This is a genomic window from Azospirillum sp. OGB3 (genome assembly GCF_014192915.1).
Lineage (GTDB): Bacteria > Pseudomonadota > Alphaproteobacteria > Azospirillales > Azospirillaceae > Azospirillum.
Genome location: NZ_JACHYN010000017.1, coordinates 16,071 through 37,573 on the forward strand (window position 1 = coordinate 16,071; position 21,503 = coordinate 37,573).

25 protein-coding genes are annotated in these 21,503 nt (G+C 66.9%); 19 read left to right on the forward strand and 6 right to left on the reverse strand.

What is annotated here, in order from left to right; translation table 11 throughout:
* Positions 1-78: 78 nt before the first annotated feature.
* Together FHW79_RS25745 and FHW79_RS25750 are read right to left on the reverse strand one after the other, a co-directional pair.
* The gene (locus FHW79_RS25745; RefSeq protein WP_183181539.1) at positions 79-978 is read right to left on the reverse strand and encodes a DUF58 domain-containing protein; all 900 of its coding nucleotides are present in this window, start codon (positions 976-978) and stop codon (positions 79-81) included.
* A gap of 10 nt (positions 979-988) precedes the next feature.
* Positions 989-2,044, reverse strand: a complete 1,056-nt coding sequence (locus tag FHW79_RS25750; protein ID WP_211108494.1) for a MoxR family ATPase — start codon at positions 2,042-2,044, stop codon at positions 989-991.
* A 165-nt stretch (positions 2,045-2,209) separates the two neighbouring features.
* Between FHW79_RS25750 and FHW79_RS25755 the strand changes: the two genes are divergently transcribed.
* Genes FHW79_RS25755 through FHW79_RS25770 form a run of 4 tightly spaced genes read left to right on the forward strand, consistent with a single transcriptional unit; the run spans position 2,210 to position 5,021 of the window.
* Positions 2,210-2,767 carry a DUF1285 domain-containing protein gene (locus FHW79_RS25755; RefSeq protein ID WP_183181540.1) on the forward strand — a complete coding sequence of 186 codons (558 nt, stop codon included), beginning with the start codon at positions 2,210-2,212 and terminating at the stop codon, positions 2,765-2,767.
* Complete coding sequence (locus FHW79_RS25760) at positions 2,764-3,438, forward strand: CoA pyrophosphatase (protein ID WP_348984274.1); 675 nt, start codon at positions 2,764-2,766, stop codon at positions 3,436-3,438. Before FHW79_RS25755 ends, FHW79_RS25760 begins: the two co-directional genes overlap by 4 nt.
* Positions 3,439-3,451: 13 nt before the next feature.
* A complete protein-coding gene (locus tag FHW79_RS25765; protein WP_183181542.1) occupies positions 3,452-3,757 on the forward strand; it encodes a DUF6111 family protein in 306 nt (101 codons plus the stop codon).
* 25 nt (positions 3,758-3,782) lie between these two features.
* Positions 3,783-5,021, forward strand: coding sequence for a CCA tRNA nucleotidyltransferase (locus FHW79_RS25770; protein WP_183181543.1), 1,239 nt, complete (start codon positions 3,783-3,785; stop codon positions 5,019-5,021).
* A gap of 10 nt (positions 5,022-5,031) precedes the next feature.
* Here FHW79_RS25770 and hemF read toward each other — a convergent pair whose 3' ends face one another.
* Both hemF and FHW79_RS25780 read right to left on the reverse strand, forming a co-directional pair.
* Entirely contained in the window at positions 5,032-5,919 is an 888-nt protein-coding gene (gene hemF / locus FHW79_RS25775; protein ID WP_183181544.1) for an oxygen-dependent coproporphyrinogen oxidase, read from the reverse strand.
* 20 nt (positions 5,920-5,939) lie between these two features.
* The gene (locus FHW79_RS25780; RefSeq protein WP_183181545.1) at positions 5,940-6,413 is read right to left on the reverse strand and encodes a tRNA (cytidine(34)-2'-O)-methyltransferase; all 474 of its coding nucleotides are present in this window, start codon (positions 6,411-6,413) and stop codon (positions 5,940-5,942) included.
* Between the two features lie 256 nt (positions 6,414-6,669).
* Between FHW79_RS25780 and petA the strand changes: the two genes are divergently transcribed.
* From petA to FHW79_RS25800, 4 genes are all read left to right on the forward strand, one after another.
* Positions 6,670-7,239 carry a ubiquinol-cytochrome c reductase iron-sulfur subunit gene (gene petA / locus FHW79_RS25785; RefSeq protein WP_137141292.1) on the forward strand — a complete coding sequence of 190 codons (570 nt, stop codon included), beginning with the start codon at positions 6,670-6,672 and terminating at the stop codon, positions 7,237-7,239.
* A gap of 29 nt (positions 7,240-7,268) precedes the next feature.
* A complete protein-coding gene (locus FHW79_RS25790; protein WP_183181546.1) occupies positions 7,269-8,537 on the forward strand; it encodes a cytochrome b/b6 in 1,269 nt (422 codons plus the stop codon).
* A complete protein-coding gene (locus FHW79_RS25795) occupies positions 8,537-9,301 on the forward strand; it encodes a cytochrome c1 (protein WP_183181547.1) in 765 nt (254 codons plus the stop codon). The genes FHW79_RS25790 and FHW79_RS25795 overlap by 1 nt, the downstream gene beginning before the upstream one ends.
* Before the next feature lie 118 nt (positions 9,302-9,419).
* The gene (locus FHW79_RS25800) at positions 9,420-9,971 is read left to right on the forward strand and encodes a DUF924 family protein (protein WP_183181548.1); all 552 of its coding nucleotides are present in this window, start codon (positions 9,420-9,422) and stop codon (positions 9,969-9,971) included.
* Here FHW79_RS25800 and FHW79_RS25805 read toward each other — a convergent pair.
* The gene (locus FHW79_RS25805) at positions 9,946-10,422 is read right to left on the reverse strand and encodes a response regulator (RefSeq protein ID WP_348984275.1); all 477 of its coding nucleotides are present in this window, start codon (positions 10,420-10,422) and stop codon (positions 9,946-9,948) included. The two genes, FHW79_RS25800 and FHW79_RS25805, sit on opposite strands and share 26 nt — an antisense overlap.
* 262 nt (positions 10,423-10,684) lie before the next feature.
* Here FHW79_RS25805 and FHW79_RS25810 point away from each other — a divergent pair, with 262 nt between their 5' ends.
* Positions 10,685-11,089: a DUF423 domain-containing protein gene (locus FHW79_RS25810; protein WP_183181549.1), complete on the forward strand. Its 405-nt coding sequence runs from the start codon at positions 10,685-10,687 to the stop codon at positions 11,087-11,089.
* Positions 11,090-11,107: 18 nt separating this feature from the next.
* Here FHW79_RS25810 and FHW79_RS25815 read toward each other — a convergent pair whose 3' ends face one another.
* A complete protein-coding gene (locus FHW79_RS25815; RefSeq protein ID WP_183181550.1) occupies positions 11,108-11,467 on the reverse strand; it encodes a metalloregulator ArsR/SmtB family transcription factor in 360 nt (119 codons plus the stop codon).
* 255 nt (positions 11,468-11,722) lie between these two features.
* On the opposite strand from FHW79_RS25815, the gene FHW79_RS25820 reads away from it, so the two are divergent.
* The 10 genes from FHW79_RS25820 to FHW79_RS25865 all read left to right on the forward strand — a co-directional run bounded on the left by FHW79_RS25820 (position 11,723) and on the right by FHW79_RS25865 (position 20,104).
* Positions 11,723-11,950: a sulfurtransferase TusA family protein gene (locus tag FHW79_RS25820; RefSeq protein WP_183181551.1), complete on the forward strand. Its 228-nt coding sequence runs from the start codon at positions 11,723-11,725 to the stop codon at positions 11,948-11,950.
* A gap of 169 nt (positions 11,951-12,119) precedes the next feature.
* Complete coding sequence (locus FHW79_RS25825) at positions 12,120-13,049, forward strand: histone deacetylase family protein (protein ID WP_183181552.1); 930 nt, start codon at positions 12,120-12,122, stop codon at positions 13,047-13,049.
* 156 nt (positions 13,050-13,205) lie between these two features.
* Positions 13,206-13,460, forward strand: a complete 255-nt coding sequence (locus tag FHW79_RS25830) for an exodeoxyribonuclease VII small subunit (RefSeq protein ID WP_149167076.1) — start codon at positions 13,206-13,208, stop codon at positions 13,458-13,460.
* Between the two features lie 25 nt (positions 13,461-13,485).
* Positions 13,486-14,352, forward strand: a complete 867-nt coding sequence (locus FHW79_RS25835) for a polyprenyl synthetase family protein (RefSeq protein ID WP_183181628.1) — start codon at positions 13,486-13,488, stop codon at positions 14,350-14,352.
* 18 nt (positions 14,353-14,370) lie between these two features.
* The gene (gene dxs, locus FHW79_RS25840; protein WP_183181553.1) at positions 14,371-16,287 is read left to right on the forward strand and encodes a 1-deoxy-D-xylulose-5-phosphate synthase; all 1,917 of its coding nucleotides are present in this window, start codon (positions 14,371-14,373) and stop codon (positions 16,285-16,287) included.
* Positions 16,288-16,629: 342 nt separating this feature from the next.
* Positions 16,630-17,418: a sensor histidine kinase gene (locus tag FHW79_RS25845; protein WP_348984276.1), complete on the forward strand. Its 789-nt coding sequence runs from the start codon at positions 16,630-16,632 to the stop codon at positions 17,416-17,418.
* A gap of 89 nt (positions 17,419-17,507) precedes the next feature.
* On the forward strand, positions 17,508-18,260 hold the full coding sequence (locus tag FHW79_RS25850; RefSeq protein ID WP_183181555.1) for a TlyA family RNA methyltransferase: 753 nt from the start codon (positions 17,508-17,510) through the stop codon (positions 18,258-18,260).
* A 386-nt stretch (positions 18,261-18,646) separates the two neighbouring features.
* Positions 18,647-18,847 carry a type II toxin-antitoxin system HicA family toxin gene (locus FHW79_RS25855; protein ID WP_183181556.1) on the forward strand — a complete coding sequence of 67 codons (201 nt, stop codon included), beginning with the start codon at positions 18,647-18,649 and terminating at the stop codon, positions 18,845-18,847.
* A gap of 66 nt (positions 18,848-18,913) precedes the next feature.
* Complete coding sequence (locus FHW79_RS25860) at positions 18,914-19,318, forward strand: type II toxin-antitoxin system HicB family antitoxin (protein WP_183181557.1); 405 nt, start codon at positions 18,914-18,916, stop codon at positions 19,316-19,318.
* Positions 19,319-19,471: 153 nt separating this feature from the next.
* Positions 19,472-20,104, forward strand: a complete 633-nt coding sequence (locus FHW79_RS25865) for a hypothetical protein (RefSeq protein WP_183181558.1) — start codon at positions 19,472-19,474, stop codon at positions 20,102-20,104.
* Positions 20,105-21,503 lie beyond the last annotated feature (1,399 nt).

The following is a 21,503-nucleotide window of genomic DNA, read 5'->3' on the forward strand; positions in this document are numbered from 1 at the left end:
GGCCCTCCCCTGCGTGAGCGGGGGAGGGAGGGGACCCATGCGGAGCATGGGGAGGGTGGGGGCAACGCGCCGCCCCACCTAAACCGCCTCGCGCGCCAGGGCACCCCACAGCCCGAGCAGGGCGGTCTGGGGCGGCCGGTCGGTGCGGTGGACGGCGTAGGTCCAGCCGGCGGTGCGGGCCAGCGCGTCCAAGCCATCCTGGTGGGCGCGCAGCCGCTCCAGGTAGGTGTCGCGCACCGCCTCGACCCGCGGCACCAGCAATTCCTCCTCGCCTTCGAAGCCTTCGAACTCGACGCGGCCTTCGTAGGGCAGGGTCTCCTCCGCCGGGTCGAGGATCTGCAGCAGATGGCCACGCACGCCGCGTCCGGTCAGCGCCGACACGGTGGCGTGGATCTCCGGTAGCGGCGACAGCAGGTCGCCCACCAGCACCACCTGGGCGTGGCGGGGCAGCGGCTCGCGCTGCGGCAGCGCGTCGGGGGAATGGGCGTTGCGCGGGTCGGTCATCTGACCGGCCATGCGGTTCAGGGCGAACTTGCCGTGGTCCGGGCGCTGGCCGGAGTTCAGCAGGCCCACCCGCTCGCCGCCGCGCACCAGCAGGACTGCGGTGGCGAGGGTCAGCAGGTCGGCGCGTTCCCGCTTCGTCGGCAGGCCGTTGACCGAGCGGTAGTCCATGGAGGGCGAGCGGTCGCGCCACAGCCAGACGGTCTGGGCAGCCTCCCACTCGTTCTCGCGCACATAGACGGGCTGGGTCTTGCCGGACTGCCGCCAGTCGATCATCTGCGGCGAGTCGCCGGGCTGGTAGCGGCGGAACTGCCAGAAGGTCTCGCCCAGCCCGACGCGCCGCCGCCCGTGCACGCCCTGCGCCACCGTGGAGGCGACGCGCTCCGCCGCGACCAGGAGCGGCGGCAGTGTGGCGGCCAGCCCCTCCGCGCGCTGCTGCGCCCGCAGGGTGGTGGCGCCTAGGGTGGGGGAGGCCATCGGCGGGTCCTTACGACAGCGGGGCGCAGAGGCGGTTGATGATGTCGTCCAGCGTGATCCCGTCCGCCCGCGCCGCGAAGTTCAGCGCCATGCGGTGGCGCAGCACGGGCTTCGCCAAAGCCACCACGTCATCCAGCGACGGCGCCAGCCGCCCGTCCAGCACCGCGCGGGCCCGGGCGGCAAGCATCAGCGCCTGGCTGGCGCGCGGGCCGGGGCCCCAGGCGACGTGGCGCTGCACCTCCGGCAAGTCGGTCGCCTCCGGGCGGCCCCGCCGCACGAGGTCGAGAATGCCGTCCACCACCCCCTCGCTGACCGGCACGCGGCGGACCAGCCGCTGGGCCGCCTGGAGGTCGGCGGGGGACAGCACCGTCACCGCCTGCTCGTCCAGCGACCCGGTGGTGGCGATCATCATCCGCCGCTCGGCGTCGCGATCCGGGTAATCGACGTCGATCTGCATCAGGAAGCGGTCGAGCTGGGCTTCCGGCAGCGGGTAGGTGCCTTCCTGCTCCAGCGGGTTCTGGGTGGCCAGCACGTGGAAGGGCTGGGGCAGGGCGTGGTACTGGCCGGCGACCGACACGCGCCGCTCCTGCATCGCCTGGAGCAGGGCGGACTGGGTGCGCGGGCTGGCGCGGTTGATCTCGTCCGCCATCAGGAGCTGGCTGAACACCGGTCCGGGAAGGAAGCGGAAGGAGCGGCGGCCCTGCTCGTTCTCCTCCAACACCTCCGACCCCAGGATATCGGCGGGCATCAGGTCGGGCGTGCACTGGATGCGCTTCTCGGCGAGGCCCAGCACGGTGCCCAACGTCTCGACCAGCCGCGTCTTGGCGAGGCCCGGCACGCCGATCAGCAGCACGTGGCCGCCGGCCAGGAGCGTGATCAGCGTCAGGTCGATGACCTCCTGCTGGCCGAAGATGATCCGGCCGATGCGGTCGCGCACATGGGTCAGCCGGCCGCCCAGCGCCTCGATCTCCGCCATGAGCTGGTGCGGGTTCTCGCCGACGGGAAAGCTCTGGCTCGGATTGGCGGCATCGGTTGCGCTCACGTCTCTGCTCCCGTTTAAGACCATGCACTCGGTGGGCAATCATGACCGTTCAATCATGACCGCTGGGGTCGAAACGGCCATCGTGGCAAATCCGCCAGTCCGGACCTATGTGACGAGTATGGCGAAATTACGTTGCGCGGCCAGTTCCCTCTGCGCCCCTCAGGGCCGAAAAACACGAGAAGGCTAGCGATGAAGGTCGGCAATGAACGGACGAATGACAAGCGCCCAGGTGAAGAGAGCGGCGAAAGCCTGCCCTTGACCCTGAGGGAGCAGCGGTTTGACATCCGCATCTCCCGCGACGGCACCTGGTTCCATGAGGGCGACCCGATCCGGCGGATCGAACTGGTCAAGCTGTTCGCCACGGTCCTGCGGCGGGACGAGGCGGGCGACTTCTGGCTGGTCACCCCGGTCGAGCGCGGGCGGATCGTGGTCGAGGACACGCCGTTTGTCGCCGTGGAAATGGCCGCAAGCGGAAGTGGAAGTGAACAGACCCTCTCATTCCGCACAAATTTGGACGAATGGGTCGAATGCGGGCCGGATCATCCGATCAGGGTCGGCCACAATCCTGAAAATGGCGAACCGACACCCTATATCCTCATAAGAAACGGGCTCGAAGCGCGAATTCTCCGGCCGGTCTACTACGAAATGGTGGACCGGGCCGATACGCGCGGCCATGATGGTGAGGCTGAGGTGGGGGTATGGAGCAAGAAGGTCTTCTTCGCGCTGGGCAGGCTGCCTGGCGGGTGAGTCTCGACGAGGTCCGCAAGCGCTTTCCGGGAAGTGCCGCCGCCGGCCTGCGCCCGGCCAAGGTGCGCGGCGACCATGATCTGAATCCCGGTTTCGAACCCTCGCAGGGGAAGCTGCGGGAGGCGGCCGTCCTGGTGCCGCTGGTCGACCGCCCGGAGGAACTGACGGTCATCTTCACCCAGCGCACCGCCAATCTGACCGCCCATGCCGGGCAGATCAGCTTCCCCGGCGGGCGGATGGAGAGTGACGACCGCGACCCGGAGGACACCGCCCTGCGCGAGACCGAGGAGGAGATCGGGCTGGGGCGCGATCGCATCGAGGTGCTGGGGCGGCTCGACACCTACGTGACGCGCACCGGCTTCCGGGTGACCCCGGTGGTCGGGCTGGTGCGCCCACCTTTCCAGGTGACTCCCGACCCGACAGAGGTGGCGGAGGTGTTCGAGGTGCCGCTGGCCGCCATCCTCGACCCGACCAACCCGCAGCGCCACAGCCGCGAGTTCCAGGGCGCCCAGCGCTATTTCTACGCCTTCCCCTACCAGCAGCGCTTCATCTGGGGGGCGACGGCGGGGATGCTGGTCAATCTCTGCGACGTCCTGCGTGCTGAGGGGCTGGGGTGCGACGGCCTGCGGAGCGATCGTCTGGGCGATCGGTCCGCCGGCGGACCATCATAGGGCGGACGACGCGGTGCTGCGGATTTTCCTGACGGTCATCCTGCCGCTGGTCCTGCCGACGGTCGGCTATGCCCTGTACGTGCTGGTGGTCGAGCGCCGCCGCCGCGAGGCGGAGGAGGCGCACGTTCCGGTCCCCTGGTGGGCGACGGCCCCCTGGCCCTGGCTGGTCTTCGCCGGGGTGGCGGCGATGGCGGTGACCCTGGGCTCGGTCGCCATGACCAGCGGGGTGCCGCCGCACACGCCCTACACCCCGGCCCATGTCGAAGACGGGAGGGTGGTCGGCGGCGGGGCGTCTGGCAGCGGGCCTTCTGGCAATTGAGCGTTCCGCGGGCTAGCCTGCCGCCATGACCGTCAACGCCCGCATCGCTCCCCAGCCCTGGATGACCGCCCCCGAGACGCGCGCCGTGTTCGACGCCCTGGCCGCCGGAGGGGCGGACGCCCGCTTCGTCGGCGGCTGCGTCCGCGACGCGTGGCTGGGCCGCAAGGTCAAGGACATCGACATCGCCACCCACGCCCCGCCGGAGCGGGTGATGGACTTGCTGAAGGCCGCGGGCATCGGCGCCATTCCCACCGGGATCGAGCACGGCACCATCACCGCCGTGGTCGGGAAGGCCCATTACGAGATCACGACGCTGCGCCGCGATGTGGAGACCTTCGGGCGCCACGCCCGCGTCGAATTCACCGACGACTGGCGGGAAGACGCCGCCCGGCGCGACCTGACCATGAACGCGCTGAGCTGCACGCTGGACGGCTGCGTCTACGACCCCTTCGGGGGGCTGGCGGACATGGCCGCCGGGCGGGTGCGCTTCGTCGGCGACCCGCGCCAGCGCATCGAGGAGGACGTGCTGCGCCTGCTGCGCTTCTTCCGCTTCCACGCCCATTATGGACGCGGCGACCCGGACGCGGCGGCGCTGGCCGCCTGCGCGGAGATGGCCCCCCGCCTGCCCACCTTGTCCGGCGAGCGGGTGCGGGGCGAGCTGTCCCGTCTGCTGGCGGCGCCCGACCCGGCATCGGCCTGGGACCTGATGATACGGCTCGGCGTGATGGCCCATCTGCTGCCGGACGCGGTGCGCACCGCCCGGCTGGACGGTCTGGTCCGGCTGGAGCATGACCTGGACGAGCCGCCCGACGCGGTGCGCCGCTTCGCCACCGTGCTGGACACCGACCGGGCGGGGGCGCTGGCCGTGGCCCAGACCTTGCGCCTGTCCAACGCCGACCGCGACCGCCTCGCCGCCCTGACCGAGCCGCCGATGGCCGTGGCTCCCTCCGACGGGCCGGTGAAGCGGCGGCAGGCGCTCTACCGGCTGGGCGACGCCGGGCTCTACCGCGACCTCGTGCTGTTGGCGGCGGTGGATGCTCCCGGCCCGATGGCGCTCGACGCGGTGAAGGCGGCGCTGGCGACCGCGGAGGACCTGCCGTCCCTGGTCCTGCCCATCGCCGGGCGCGACCTGCTGGCCATGGGAATGCCGCGCGGCCCGGCGGTGGGCGCGCTGCTGAAGCAGGTCGAGGCGTGGTGGATCGCCGAGGACTTCAGGCCCGGCCTGGAGGCCTGTCTGGCGGAGGCGGGGCGGCGTCTGGGGTGAAGCGCCGTCGTTACGGCCACTTCACCTCGGGCGGCATGCTCATCAATATGGCCTCGGTGTTGCCGCCGGTCTTCAGGCCGAAGGTCGTCCCGCGGTCGTAGAGCAGGTTGAACTCGACGTAGCGGCCGCGGCGGATCAGCTGGTGCTCGCGCTGCTCCGGGGTCCAGGGCCGGTTCATGTGGCGGCGGACCAGTGCGGGGAAGACATCCAGGAAGGCCAAGCCCACGTCGCGGGTGAAGGCGAAATCGGCCTCCCAGCTTCCGGAATCCAGATTGTCGTAGAAGATGCCGCCGACGCCGCGCGCCTCGCCCCGGTGCGGCAGGAAGAAGTAGCGGTCGCACCACTCCTTGTAGCGTGCGTAGCAGGTCGGGTCGTGGCGGTCGCAGGCGTTGCGGAAGGCGGCGTGGAAGTCGGCGGTGTCCTGCTCGTCGGGCACCATCGGCGTCAGGTCGGCGCCGCCGCCGAACCAGCCGAGGCTGGTCACGATGTGGCGCGTGTTCATGTGGGTGGCCGGCACCAGCGGCGAGCGCATGTGCGCGACGAGGCTGATGCCCGACGCCCAGAACCGCCCGTCCTCCGCGGCGCCGGGGATGTTGGCGCGGAACTCCGGGCTGAAGGTGCCGTGCACCGTGGAGACGTTGACGCCCACCTTCTCGAAGACGCGGCCGCGCATCACCGACATGACGCCGCCGCCGCCCTCGCCGCCGCCATGATCGGGGCGCTGCCAGCTCTTGCGCTCGAAGCGGCCCGGCGGCAGGTCGGAATGGGTGCCGGTCAGCTCGTCCTCGATCCGCTCGAACTCGGCGCAGATGCGATCGCGCAGTTCGGCGAACCAGGCGCTGGCCTGGGCCTGACGGGCGGCTCTGGTGTCCATGGCGTCGGTGGGGGAGGTGGTCATGGGCGGGCGTCCGGCGTCGGTCAGGGCAGGGGGAGTGGCGGGGGGCTCGGCAATGCGGCCGTCTGCCGCAGGGCTTCACCCAACACCATCGCGGCACTCAGCGCAACATTCAGCGACCGGGCGGGCGGCTTCAACGGAATGACCAGCCGGGCGTCGGCCGCCGCGTGCACGTCGTCGGGCACCCCGGCGCTCTCGCGCCCGACCATGATCCGGTCGTCCGGGGCGAAGGCGAAATCGGTGTAGGGAACGGCGCCGCGCGTGGTCAGCAGGACCAGCCGCCCGGCCTGCGGCAGCGCCCGGTAGGCCGCCCAGGAGCTGTGCCGGACCAGGGACAGCTGGTCGATGTAGTCCATGCCGGCCCGCCGCAGCTTGCGGTCGTCCAGGACGAAGCCGCAGGGCTCGATCAGGTCCAGCGGCACCCCGAGTCCCGCCGCCAGACGCATCAGAGTCCCGGCGTTCTGGGGAATGTCCGGTTCGAAGAGAACGAGGCGCATGAAATTCCCTTTTGGTTCAGCGAAGTCTAATGGTGCACCGCAAAGCGCGACAAGTTGTCCCGATGACAAAACCTTTTCAAGGCGTTGCCGCGACTGTATACCGCACCCCGGATACCCGGGAGATACAACCCCGGTCGACGCGGCGCGCACCCACCCACCCAGTGAGCGGACATGCCCGTCAAGTCGTGATAAACACTGGTCCACGTGTCATAGGGCGCTTCGGCGCGCCGCGTATGCCTTGAGGAGATTAACGCTTATGGCTCAGACCACGCATCCGCCCGGGACGGGTGGCCACGCGGCCTCCGGCGGCGAGGGGGCTTCCCGCCGTGATTTTCTCTACCTCGCCACCGGTGCCGTGGGTGCCATTGGTGTCGCGTCGGCCGTCTGGCCGTTCATCGACAGCATGAACCCGGCCGCCGACACCCTCGCGCTGGCTTCGATCGACGTGGATCTGGCCCCGGTCCAGGAAGGCCAGGCGATCACCGTCACCTGGCGCGGCAAGCCGGTCTTCGTCCGCCACCGCACGGCGAAGGAGATCGAGGAGGCCCGCACGGTCAACCTCGGCGAACTGCGCGACCCGGCCGCCGACGACGCCCGCGTCAAGAAGCCGGAATGGCTGATCGTCGTCGGCATCTGTACGCACTTGGGCTGCGTGCCGCTGGGCCAGAAGCCGACCGACCCGCGCGGCGACTACGACGGCTGGTTCTGCCCGTGCCACGGCTCGCACTACGACACCGCAGGGCGCATCCGCAAGGGTCCCGCCCCGGCCAACCTCGTCGTTCCGCAGTACGCTTTCACGAGCGACACCGCGGTCCGGCTCGGCTAAGCGGCCCTTAAGGTTCTGGAGACCCCAAGATGGCTCAGGCTCACGCCCCCCAGTTCAAGAATCCCGTCGTGAAGTGGATCGACAGCCGCCTGCCGATCTTCACGATGCTGGACCATGAGTACAACCAGTATCCGATGCCCCGGAACGTCAACTATCTGTGGGCGTTCGGTGCCATCGCCGGCATCATGCTGGTCATCATGATCGCCACCGGCCTCGTGCTGGCGATGCAGTATGCCGCGCACACGACCATCGCCTTCGATTCGGTCGAGCGCATCATGCGCGACGTCAACTACGGCTGGCTGCTGCGCTACGTCCACGCCAACGGCGCGTCGATGTTCTTCATCGCCGTCTACATCCACATGTTCCGCGGCCTCTACTACGGCTCGTACAAGGCGCCGCGCGAGATCCTGTGGATCCTCGGCGTGCTGATCCTGCTGGCCATGATGGCGACCGCCTTCATGGGCTACGTGCTGCCGTGGGGCCAGATGAGCTTCTGGGGCGCCACCGTCATCACGAACCTGTTCTCGGCCTTCCCGCTGGTCGGCGACCCGATCGTGACCTGGCTGTGGGGCGGCTTCTCGGTCGACAACCCGACGCTGAACCGCTTCTTCGCGCTGCACTTCCTGCTGCCGTTCGTGCTGCTGGGCCTGGTGATCCTCCACACCGCCGCCCTGCACGTCTCCGGCTCCAACAACCCGCTGGGCATCGACGCCAAGGGTCCGCAGGACACCGTGCCGTTCAACCCGTACGTCACGGTCAAGGACGGCTTCGCGGTCGTCGTGTTCCTGATCTTCTACGCGGCCTTCGTCTTCTTCGCCCCGAACTACCTCGGCCACCCGGACAACTACATCCCGGCCAACCCGCTGGTCACCCCGGCGCACATCGTTCCGGAATGGTACTTCCTGCCGTTCTACGCGATCCTGCGCGCGATCCCGGACAAGCTGGGCGGCGTGCTCGCCATGTTCGGCGCCATCGCGGTGCTGGCGGCCCTGCCGTGGCTCGACACCTCCAAGGTGCGCAGCTGCAAGTTCCGCCCGATCTACCGCCAGTTCTTCTGGATCCTCGCCATCGACGCGCTGGTCCTCGGCTACGCCGGCGCGATGCCCGCGGAAGGCGTGTGGCTGCTGGTCGCCCGCATCGGCACGGCCTACTACTTCTTCCACTTCCTGATCCTGCTGCCGCTGCTGGGCAAGCTGGAGCGTCCGCTGCCGCTTCCCGCCAGCATCTGCGAACCGGTCCTGAAGGGCGGTGGCCGCGTTGCCGCCGGCGCCCACGCCAAGCCCATGGAGAAGGCATAATGCGCTCTCTGAAGTCTGCCATCCTCTCCGCGGCCGTCGCCCTGGGTCTGGCCGGCGCCGCGCAGGCGTCGGAAGCGGTGCACATTCCCAAGCAGGAGTGGTCGCACAGCGGCGTGTTCGGCACCATCGACAAGGCCTCGGCGCAGCGCGGCTTCCAGATCTACAAGGAAGTCTGCTCGACCTGCCACTCGGCCAAGCTGGTCCCCATCCGCACGCTCGCCGGCATCGGCTTCAACGAGGACGAGCTGAAGGCGATCGCCGCCGGCTATGAGGTCCAGGCCGGTCCGAACGACGCCGGCGAGATGTTCATGCGTCCGGGCATCCCGGCCGACCGCTTCCCGTCGCCGTTCCCCAACGACAACGCTGCCCGCGCCGCCAACAACGGCGCCCTGCCGCCCGACCTGTCGCTGATGGCGAAGGCCCGCGTCGGCGGCGAGGATTATCTCTACGCGTTCCTCACCGGCTTCGAGGAGAACCCGCCGGAAGGCGTGACCCTGATGCCGGGCATGAACTACAACAAGTACTTTCCGGGCCATCAGGTGGGCATGCCCAACATCCTGATGCCGGACGGCGTGACCTACGCCGACGGCACCCCGGCGACGGTGCAGCAGCAGGCCCACGACGTCAGCACCTTCCTGACCTTCATCGCCGAGCCGCACATGGATGCGCGCAAGCAGATGGGCGTGAAGGTGATCCTGTTCCTGATCGTGCTGGCCGGCCTGATGTACGCCACCAAGCGCAAGCTGTGGAGCACTCTGCACTGAGCCGCATCGACGGCACGGTGTGGGGGATCGAGACTGGACAGGGCGCCTTCGGGCGCCCTGTTCTTTTGTGGTCCTGGCTATTTATCGACGACCCCATTCCCAGGCGAAGGTGGTGCAGATGACCGACAGGCTGATCGACGAGATCGTGGATTTCTGGTTCGACGAAGCGATGAAGCCCTACTGGTTCCGCCGGTCCGACAGCTTCGACCGGACGGTGCGCGACACGCTGCTGCCCCATCACGAGGCGGCGGCGGCGGGCCATTACGATCACTGGCTGGAGGATGTGGACGGCTGTCTGGCGCTCTGCGTCCTGCTGGACCAAGTGCCGCGCAACGTCTTCCGCGGTTCGCCGCGGGCCTTCGCGACCGACGGCAAGGCGCTGGCAGTGGCCCGCCATGTGGTGGAGCAGGGCTACGACCTGGAATGCACCGAGGACGAGCGGATTTTCCTCTATCTGCCGTTCGAGCATCAGGAGGACATGGACTGCCAAGAGCTGTCCTGCACCCTGTTCCGAGAACGGGTGAGCGATCCGGAGGTCGTGGATTACGCCGAACGCCACCGTGCGGTCATCGCGCGCTTTGGGCGCTTCCCCCACCGCAACGCCGTCCTCGGCCGCGAGACGACGCCGGAGGAGGCGGAATTCCTCAAGGAACCGGGCTCGTCCTTCTGACGGCCTCACTCTCGGACGCCCCGGCCTCCAGCCAGCGCTTCAGGGCGGCGAGCAGTTCGGGACGGCGCACCGGCTTGGGCACGTAATCGTTCATGCCGGCGAACACGCAGCGGTCGCGGTCCTCGGCGAAGCCATGGGCGGTGACCGCGATGATCGGCACGGCGGCCCGTGGCCCGGTCATCGCCCGGATGGCCAGGGTCGCGGCGATTCCATCCACCTCCGGCATGGCCACATCCATCAGCACGGCGTCGTAGGGCGTCGCCGCCGTCGCGACGGCGGCGACAGCCTCGGCCCCGCCGTCCGCGGTGTCCACCGCAAAGCCGACCTTGCGCATCAGCGCCGCGGTCAGCAGACGGTTGGTCGGGCTGTCGTCCACCACCAGCAGGCGCCCGCCGCGTGTCATCGCCCAGGCAATCAGTCGATCTTCCTCGCCCGACAACGGTGTGCTCACGGCCCCCGGCGCGGCGCATGGCACGGGCTCGGCGGCGGATGTGTCTTGCGGCTGTCGGTGCAGAATGATGTGGTTCACGACGAGCCTTTGGCATTTTGCAAATCAATTTGCGCCTGACCGCCACAGACTCCCGGTTTCCCGAAGGGGTAAGATGGCTGGCCCGCCGATGCTAAGCAAAGGGTGGGCCAGTTGGTTACGAGATCGAACTTTTCCCGCTGCCCGCAATGGGAGGGATGCGGGACCGTCATGGTGGAGAGGAACGATGGGATTGGTTGATCGGCTCTGGGTGGCCTTCGCGGCTTTGAACGGCGCCGTCGCGGTGGGGGCGGGGGCCTATGCCAGCCACGGACTTGCCGCTGACCCGCGCGGGCAGGAGCTGTTCCGGCTGGCCGGGCAGTACCAGATGTGGCACGCGCTGGCCCTGGTCGCCCTGGTTGCGCTGCTGCGCACAGCCGACGGTCCGGCGCGCCTGGCGCTGCGACTCTCAGGATGGTTGTTCGTGGCCGGAATTCTGCTCTTCAGCGGAACGCTCTACGCGACCGCCACCAGCGGCCCGCTGCCCTTCGCCATGACGGCCCCGACCGGCGGCAGCGCCTTCATCCTGGGCTGGCTGGTGCTGGCTCTGGCCGTCCTTCTGTTCGGGCGGCGCTTCTTCGCAAAAGGGTGAGGCCAGGAGGAGCGGCGCTCAGACGGGGGCGCCGCTCGGTTCCTCGGCGGAGGCCGGGGATCCCTCGTCCTTCTTGCGGGCGGCGGGCGCGCAGAACAGCTCGTGAAGCGTCGCCATGATGGTCTGCGCCTCGTGCCCGTTCAGTGAGTAATAAATGTTCTGGGCGGCGCGGCGCGTCCGCACCAGCTTGTCGCGGCGCAGGCGGGCCAGATGCTGGGACAGCGCCGATTGGCTGAGGTCGACCAACTCCTCCAGCTCACCGACCGATTTCTCGCCTTCGGTCAGGTAGCACAGGATGAGCAGGCGGCGCTCGTTGCTCATAGCCTTGAGCAGTGTGCTGGCCCGCCTTGCGTTGCTCTGCAGATCGGCAATGTTCATGAAACGACCGTTTCTGTCGGCGCCAAGCAACAGCGAACCGTTGCGCCCAACCTTGCGCCGCAGCACCGCCGTTTATCGTTCGTGTTCAATCATATGGAAGAGTGTACCGCGCTGTCTACCCGTGGATGTCCCGTAGTCGAAAGAATGTTCCCCGTCCCGCGAAGGCATCGTTCAACGGGTTGAGGCGCGCGCGCCGCCGTTCTAGACTCGCCGCCTCGAATCGTTGCGGCGGTGCCCGAAGGAGTGCAAGGAACGATGGCCGACCAGACGCTCGACGCCAAGGGGCTGCAATGCCCGTTGCCGGTGCTGCGCGCGCGCAAGGCGCTGAAGACGGTGCCGCCCGGATCGACGCTGACCGTCGAGGCGACCGACCCCAGCGCGCCCAAGGATTTCGCCGCCTTCTGCGACGCCACCGGCAACCGGCTGGCCTCCAGCGTGGAGGAGGGTGGCGTCTACCGCTTCGTGATCGAACGCCGCGCCTGACGCAGCCGCAACGAGGACACGGCTTGCACGTCCGCCGCGCAAAAGGGGTGGGGGTGGCGGTTGGGGGATGTGACGATAAGCCCCGCAATCATCCTGTACTTTCATTAGCGATCCAGGAAGAATGGACGCAGGGAAATGCCTCGAACACGAACGAAAAAGACAGAAAAGCATGTTCACCACCCTGTTCACCCACGCCGCCTGCCTGGACCACGACACAGGGCTGGGCCATCCGGAATGCGCCGATCGGCTTCGTGCGGTGCTGGCGGCCCTCGAGACTGAAGAATTCTACATGCTCGAACGGCAGGAGGCGCCGCTCGCCACCATGGATCAGCTTTCCCGCGCGCACCCGCGGGAGCATGTCGAACGCATCCTGGCCCTGGTGCCGGAGCAGGAGCATGCCGGCATCGACGCCGACACGGTGATGTCCCCCGGTTCGGGCGAGGCCGCGCTGCGCGCCGCCGGGGCCGTGGTCGCCGCGGTCGACGCGGTGGCGTCGGGCCATTCGCGCAACGCCTTCTGCGCCGTGCGCCCGCCGGGACATCACGCCGAACACGAAAAGGCCATGGGCTTCTGCCTGTTCAACAACGCCGCGGTCGGCGCCTACCACGCGCGGGCGGCGCACGGGCTGCAGCGGGTGGCGGTGATGGATTTCGATGTCCACCACGGCAACGGCACACAGGACATCTTCCAGCGCGACCCGGACCTGCTCTATTGCTCGACCCACCAATCGCCGCTCTATCCCGGCACGGGCGACGCGGGGGAGAAGGGCGATTACGGCAACTGCGTCAACGCGCCGCTCGCCGCCATGTCCGGCTCGCCGGAGTTCCGGCACGCGATGACCCACATCATCCTGCCGGCCATCGACCACTTCAAACCCGACCTTCTGATCATCTCCGCCGGGTTTGATGCCCATTCGCGCGATCCGCTGGCCGGCCTTCATCTGACCGACGACGATTTCGCCTGGGCGACGCGCAAGCTGGGCGATCTGGCCCGCACTCATTGCGGCGCCCGCATCGTGTCGGTGCTGGAGGGCGGCTACAACCTGCGCGCCCTGGCGTCGGCCACCGCGGCCCATGTGCGCGAATTGATGTATTGCTGAGCTTTCCGATTCTTCCGGCCGATTCTTCCGGCTAGGCCCGTGGTGGGAGTGTGATACGCCCGCCGCGGGCCTTGCGCATTTGGGGGCTGAGCCATAATTTCGGTTTTCGGTCCCATCGCGGGCACCCCATCGTATGGATCATTGGCCGGATGGATCATGGCTGACCTCGCTCATATTCCCCCCGACATCGCCGCCCTCAGCTTCGAGGACGCGCTGGCCGAGCTTGAGCGCATCGTGCGCCAGCTCGAAGACGGGCGCGGCAAGCTCGACGACGCAATCTCCTCCTACGAGCGCGGCACCGCGCTGAAGCGGCATTGCGAGGCCAAGCTGCGCGAGGCCCAGGCCAAGATCGACCGCATCACCGTTGCCGCCGACGGCACCCTCGGCACCGAACCCGCCCGGATCGACTGACGTGCAGACCGACCTCAAGACAGCCATGGCCGACATGGCGGCGGATGTGGAGCGTGCGATCCTGCATCTCCTGCCGACCACCGACCTCCCCGAATCGCGTGTGCTGGAGGCGATGCGCTACGGCTGCCTGAACGGCGGCAAGCGGCTGCGCCCCTTCCTGGTGTGCCAGTCCGCAGCGCTGTTCGGCGTCAATCCGGAGTGCGCGCTGCGCGTCGCCGTGGCCGTGGAGTTCGTGCACAGCTACTCGCTGGTTCACGACGACCTGCCGGCGATGGACGACGGCGACCTGCGCCGCGGCCAGCCGACCGTGCACCGCAAGTTCGACGAGGCGACCGCGATCCTGGCCGGCGACGGGCTGCTGACCTACGCCTTCGAGGTGCTGGCCGACCCGGCGACCCACGAAGACCCGAACGTGCGCTGCCAGCTTGTGGCGGCGCTGGCCAAGGCGGCCGGGCCGCATGGCATGGTCGGCGGCCAGATGCTCGACCTGATCGCCGAGCACGAGACTTTCGACCTCGGCACGACGACCCGGCTCCAGCGCATGAAGACCGGCGACATGATCGCCTTCTCCTGCGAGGCCGGCGGCATCCTGGGCAAGGCCCCGCCGCCGCAGCGCCTCGCGCTGCGCGCCTACGCCCATGACCTCGGGCTGGCCTTCCAGATCGTCGACGACCTGCTGGACGTGGAAGGCACGGAGGCCGAGACCGGCAAATCGGTCGGGCGCGACGCGGAGGCTGGAAAGGCGACCTTCGTGTCCATCCTCGGGCAGGACCGTGCCCGCTCGCAGGCCGCCATGCTGGCCGTCCAGGCCAAGGCGCATCTGGAGATCTTCGACGGGCGTGCCGATATCCTCAAAGCGGTCGCCGACTTCGTCGTCGCGCGGCGGACCTGAACGGAGGACGTTTCCAACGTGACCCCCAACGACAAGACGCCGCTTCTCGACCTCGTCCGCACCCCCGCCGACCTGCGGGCGCTCAAGCCCGAACAGCTTCGGCAGGTGGCCGACGAGTTGCGCACGGAAACCATCAGCGCGGTGTCGGTGACCGGCGGTCATCTGGGCGCCGGGCTGGGGGTGGTCGAGCTGACCGTCGCCCTGCATTACGTGTTCCAGACCCCGGCCGACCGGCTGATCTGGGACGTCGGGCATCAGTGCTACCCGCACAAGATCCTGACCGGGCGCCGCGACCGAATCCGCACACTGCGCACCGGCGGCGGGCTGTCGGGCTTCACCAACCGGTCGGAGAGCGAATACGACCCGTTCGGCGCCGGCCACAGCTCCACCTCCATCTCGGCGGGGCTGGGCATGGCGGTGGCGCGCGACCAGCTGGGCCGCGACAACCATGTGGTGGCCGTGATCGGCGACGGCGCGATGAGCGCCGGCATGGCCTATGAGGCGATGAACAACGCCGGGTCGGCGAACAGCAAGCTGATCGTCATCCTGAACGACAACGACATGTCCATCGCCCCGCCGGTCGGCGCGATGAGCGCGTACCTGTCGCGGCTGATCTCGTCGAAGCCCTACCTCAGCCTGCGCCATCTGGCCAAGGACATCGCGGAGCAGCTGCCGCGTCCCCTGCGCACGGCGGCGCGGCGGGCGGAGGAATACGCCCGCGGCATGGTCACCGGCGGCACGCTGTTCGAGGAGATGGGCTTCTACTACATCGGCCCGATCGACGGGCACAATCTGGACCATCTGCTGCCGGTCCTGCAGAACGTGCGCGACGCCGACGACGACAAGCCGGTCCTGATCCACGTCGTCACCAAGAAGGGCAAGGGCTACGGCCCCGCCGAGGCGTCGGCCGACAAGCTGCACGCGGTGGCCAAGTTCGACGTCGTCACCGGCGCCCAGTCCAAGCCCAAGTCCAACGCCCCGACCTACACCCGCATCTTCGCCAATGCCCTGATCGCCGAGGCCGAGCGCGATCCCACCGTCCTCGGCATCACCGCGGCCATGCCGTCGGGCACCGGGCTTGACCTGTTCGGCCAGCGCTTCCCCGACCGTTGCTTCGACGTGGGCATCGCCGAGCAGCATGCCGTGACCTTCGCCGCGGGGTTGGCGACCGAGGGCTTCAAGCCCTTCTGCGCGATCTACTCGACCTTCCTGCAGCGCGCCTACGACCAGGTGGTGCATGACGTGGTGCTGCAGCGCCTGCCGGTGCGCTTCGCGCTCGACCGCGCCGGTCTGGTCGGGGCGGACGGGGCGACCCACGCCGGGGCCTTCGACGTCGCCTATCTCGGCTGTCTGCCCGACATCGTGCTGATGGCGGCGGCGGACGAGCTGGAGCTGATGCACATGGTGGCGACCAGCGCCGCCATCGACGACCGCGCTTCGGCGCTGCGTTACCCGCGCGGCGAGGGGGTGGGGCTGGAGCTGCCGGAGCGCGGCGAGGTGCTGCCCATCGGCAAGGGCCGGATCCTCCAGGAGGGGACCAAGGTCGCGATCCTCAGCTACGGGACGCGTCTGGCCGAGGCGCGCAAGGCGGCAGCGGAGCTGGGCGCGCGCGGGCTCTCGACGACGGTGGCCGATGCCCGCTTCGCCAAGCCGCTGGATGAGGAGCTGGTGCGCCGTCTCGCGTTGGAGCACGAGGTGCTGATCACCATCGAGGAGGGCTCGGTCGGCGGCTTCGGCAGCTTCGTGCTGCAGCACCTCGCGATCACAGGCCTGCTGGACGGTGGGTTGAAGATCCGCCCCATGGTCCTCCCGGACCGTTTCCTCGACCATGACAGCCCCGCCAAGCAGTATGAGGAGGCTGGTCTCGCCGCCCACCACATCGTCGCCACGGCGCTGCAGGCTTTGGGGATCGAAGCGGCGGCGGTGCGGGCCTGACCCCGAATGGCGACCCTGGACGAAGGGGCTAATGCCATTAGCCTAAGGTCGGGCGGGGCGCTTTCTCTGGTGCGGTTGGGACCGCTGTCTTACAATTCGAAAACAATAGATAATTAACGTATCCGGCGGGACTGGGTGTTGTCGAACATGCCTCAGGTGTTTGCAGCGGGTGCGGGGCGCGCATCCGACGAGAACGGCGCTTCGGCTCAGGATGGTCCGGGGATGTTCCGGTCCATCGTTGAGTCGTCACCGACGCCGACCGCCGTGGTCGACGGTGCGTCCTTTCGTTGTCTTTACGCCAACGCGACCATGCGTGCCCTTGGCTTGGAACCGGGACATCCTGTGGCGGACCGTTTCCCGGAGGCCTCCGCCGAGCGCATCGCCGAGGCACTGAAACCCGGCGAGGCCGCTCGCTTCCGGATCACCGGGCCGGAAGAGGTGTTCTGGGATCTGCATGTGGCCGCTCTGGACGGCGGGCCGTCTCTGCTGGTCACCCTGCGCCCCGCCGAATCCGAATCCACCGAGACCGCCCACCACCACGCCCGGGAAGTCAGCCACCGGGTCAAGAACACGCTCCAGCTGGTATCCAGCCTGCTGACCCTTCAGACCCTGTCGGCCAAAGACCCGGACATGCGCCGCGCCTTCCAGGAGGCGTGCAGCCGCATCGGAACAGTGACCCAGGCGCACCAGCGCGTGCATGCCGCCGCCCGCGGCAGCCTCGTTGATTTCGGTGCCTATCTGAACGACGCCTGCCGGGAGATGGAAAGCCACTTCGCGGTGGGTGGGCCGGAACGGCGCATCGCCGTGACGGTGGATCAGGCAATGCTGCCTGTGGATTCGGTGATCCCGCTCGCCCTCATCGTCAACGAGCTGGTCGGCAACGCCTCCAAATACGCCTATGCGGCGGGCAGCCCGGGGGATATCGAGGTCAGCCTGGTGCAGCGCGACGAGGGTGGCCGCCGCCTGACCGTCGCCGACCACGGCCGCGGCCTGCCTCCGGGCTTTGAGGTTGCGCGTGCCGACTCGCTGGGCATGAAGGTGGCGCGGGCCTTCGCCGGGCAGATGAAAGGGAAGCTGCGTGCGGAACCGAACGCTCCCGGCACGCGCTTCGTTCTCGATCTGCCTTTCTGACCGCCCGTCGCCGTCAACGGCTCATCGCCTCTTGCCGAACGCCGCGTCCTGCGCCATGCATCCACCCTCGTCGACGAGGGAGTTCTGAGATGGCGCGGGTGCGTGCGGATGTGGCGCTGGTGGAGCGCGGGTTGGCCGAAAGCCGGGCCAAGGCGCAGGCGCTGATCCTGGCCGGACTGGTCTATTCCGACACCAAGCGCATCGACAAGGCTGGCGATGTGATTGCCGAGGACGCCCCGTTGTCGGTGAAGGGTCAGGACCACCCCTGGGTATCGCGTGGCGGGCTGAAGCTGGTCAAGGGGTTGGACGTCTTCGGCATCGACCCCAACGGCCTGACCGCCATCGACGTTGGCGCCTCGACCGGCGGTTTCACCGACGTGTTGCTGACCCGCGGTGCCGCCAAGGTCTACGCGGTTGATGTCGGGCATGGGCAACTGGCCTGGAAGCTGCGCAACGACCCGCGCGTGGTGGTTTTGGAGAAGACCAACGCCCGCCACCTGACCAACGCCCAGATTCCCGACCCTGTGGGCATCGTGGTGTGCGATGCCAGCTTCATCGGGCTAGAGGTGGTGCTTCCCGCCGCCTTGTCCCTAGCCGTGCCGGGTGCCCGCCTCGTCGCGCTCATCAAGCCGCAATTCGAGGTCGGCAAGGGCCGCGTCGGCAAGGGTGGGGTGGTTCGTGAGCCGGAACTGCACCAGGAGGTTTGCGACCGCATCCGCGGCTGGCTCGGCACCCTGCCGGGGTGGCGCGTGCTGGACATCACCGAAAGCCCAATCACCGGTCCCGAGGGAAACAAGGAGTTTCTGATCGGAGCGGTGAAGGACGTCTGGATGGAACCATAAAGTGTTGCGAGAGCACCCATAAACCGCACTCCATGGAACCATAAAATGGTCCGCTGCAACCGCGCGCCAGGATCGGCGGCCAGGATGCTGGGCGGCTGTAGAACAGCATCCGATGGGCAAATTTCCGGCTATTCGCATTTCGCGGTTGGAGCCCGGCCAGGGACTGAGTGAGCACAATCGCATTTTGCGGTTGGAAAGCGAACAGGACGCGAACAAACGCGCGTGGCGCGTTCGTTCGGTTTCGGCACCTCGCGAACGGGGGTGCCCCTCCCCCACCTGCGCCAACGGCGCCCCGTTGACGCTATACACACTCATGCGCACTTTTCTCTTGAACCGCCCCACTTCGGTGTGTGTATATACACACAGAAACAACGGAGCGGAGGCAAATGGGAAAAGTCTACAGCAGCCGCGAGGTGATCGTGCTTCTCGAAGCCGATGGATGGCGCGAAGTGAACCAAGTCGGCTCGCACAAACAGTTCAAGCACCCGACCAAGAAAGGACGGGTCACCGTCCAGACACCGGTTAAGGAGCTTGGCATCCGCGACCTAAAGTCCATCGAAAAGCAGTCTGGCCTGAAGCTCTGGTGAAAACCGGGGCTTCAGCCCTACCAAACAAACAATACAGCAACGCACACCAACGAAGGATCACGGTCCATGTCTTCCAGGTATTACCCAATCATTCTGGAGCGCATGGAAGACGGGTTGAACGCCACTTTCCCCGACTTCCCTGGGCTAACCGCTGCCGGCACCAACGCCGCTGACGTGGTTGCCAACGCCGAAACCGGTCTGGCGCTGCACATCGCCGGCATGATCGAAGACGGCGACAGCATCCCCGAGCCGTCCGACATCGACACGGTGCCGGTGGACGAAGACGCCCCGCCGGAAGCTGGGCGCCTGCTGGTGCGCGCCGACCTGCCCGGCCGGGCCACACGGGTCAACGTCACCATTGACGAAGCCCTGCTGGCGGCGATCGACGCCGAAGCCAAGCGCCGCGAAACCTCGCGGTCCGGCTTCCTGGCCGCCGCCGCGCGCCGCGAACTGGCCCAGCGCGCCGCCTAGCGCCGCTCCAACTCCGCTCCGCCTTGAAGGCCGCCAGCTGCAACTGGCGGCCTTTTTCTTTGGCCGATACCATCCGGTTGACCTCGACCGTCAATTGGTTGATTCTCAATCGCGGTTTTGGCGCATGAAGAAACAGAACCACGAGTAGAAAACATGGACTGGCTTGGTAGTCTGAGCAACATTTTCACCATCGCGACAGGTGCCATTACGATTATATCTCTAGTGCTTGGGACTCTTATCTGGTTGCTCAAGGGGCCGCGCTGGATGCTTGGCTGGCTATACATGTCGTTCGGGGGGTGGATTCGCAGGCGCAGGATGAGGAAGGAGTTGGAACAGGCAAAGGCCAGAGAGGAGCGGATAAAAGCCGCGACCGATTTAGCGGCATCCCTTCGAGATGTTGCCAATTATTTAGACAATGCGGTCGCGATATTAGATGAAGTGCTGGAGATTATGAAGCCCGCTCAGACGAAGCAGGTGCCGATGAAAAGGATAAAGGAAATTGGTGAATTCCCAAAGCCAGAATTGCTATTTAACAACTACGATGCTGAAAACTTTCCCGAAGATCTTGCCGAAACGTATAACAGCAACAAAATGAGGTGGAGAATTTGGAGGGATGTAATTGAGGAGATTAAGAAAAAAGAAGATGGGTTCAGGATAGATACGGAGCAGGCATCCGTGTGGCGTGAGATGTTAATAAAGGCTCGCAAGTCCACTCGGCAGATGGGGGTATTTCTTGAGATATATGCTACTCTTGGTGCTCCCAAGATGAGAAAGCAAAAGCGCTAAGGGCAGGGATGGCGCTGATCGGTATGACGGCCATCACCAATCCTACCGGTTCGCAGATGTCAGCACGCGACAGATGCAGAATCTACACGAATTATCGGGTACCATTGTCCGTTTGTGCGCCTGTGGGTAAGGGCGGCCCAGCCGTCCGAAATTGATAACGAACGACCTTGTAGCTTATAAAACAGTCTTAATTCTTGGACTACTTAGCGCGCTGGCAGTACCGCGCATATGATCGTCATAATCGACCCTTCCAGCGCTATAGGATGAAAAATGATGCGATAACCAATAGGCGACGAGAGGACCCAATGATACCTCGGAAGATATATGCAATCGCGCTTCTTCTCTTATCCGGGTGCACATCCACGGCACCCGCACCGCGAACAGGTGAATCAACCGACCGTAGTGCGGAAAAGAGTTTTCCATCACAGCGCATAATGACGCGTCAACTTGGCCCCCTGACCCTCCCGCCAACTGCGTCAGATGAGCGAGTAAAGCTTTTCGTATGGGATAAAGCCTGGGACATTCCCGTTGCGTTTTATCACCGGTCTGAGGCCGAGCAGGGAAAGGGTCCACAAATTCGCTTAATCTTAGATCGTAACGGCCGGGTTTATGCGGAAATGTTTGGCTGGCTTAGGCCTGAACGAAATATGACCCGGCTCAACGTAACCGTCCACTTTTCAAATAACGAGACCGCTCCACCGCTGCGCACTGTAACCTGGGAAGACGCTCCAGGAGGTGATAATCAAAATTGGCCGCGTGATGGAGGCCGCAAACTTATCTCCCCAACAGTAGAACCTGCGCTATGGGATACACTTCTCGTCGCAAGCCCCGTGGTCAATGTTAGTTGGAGATAGCTGCAAAGCCTGACTGTTAGCGCGTCCGTCTCCGCGACCGGTAGCCGGCCGCGACACTCTGCCAGTGGCCCGGCCGTACTGCCCATTGCAAAATTCCGTGCGAAATAGTGGTGCAGAACAGACGGGAATCTGCAATGCCGGCCTTGCTGATCGGATACGCCTACGCTGGCAAGGCCGGGCCATCGCTGGAGGAGCAGCGCGCCGCGTTGCTGGCTGCCGGCCTGGCGCCGGACAAGCTCTATGCCGATGACTTCACCGCGGCCAGGAAGCCGCGCCTGTGGCTCCCCGAGTTCGTTAGGTCGCTCCCCCAGGTGATACCGCGGTGCTTCCCAGCCTCGATGTGCTGGCCGCCAGCCGGGCCGAGGCCGTGCTCCGGCAGATCGGCGCGGCCGGCGTGGGGCTGTCGGTGATCGACGGCGGCGTGTTGCTGGGGCCAGCCGACACGCCCCAGCTCTTCGCGCTGCTGGATGCATTCGACCGCGCCGAGGTGCGATGGAACCATGCACAGTGGGGGCCGGGCCTACGAGCTGCACAACGCCGTGTAC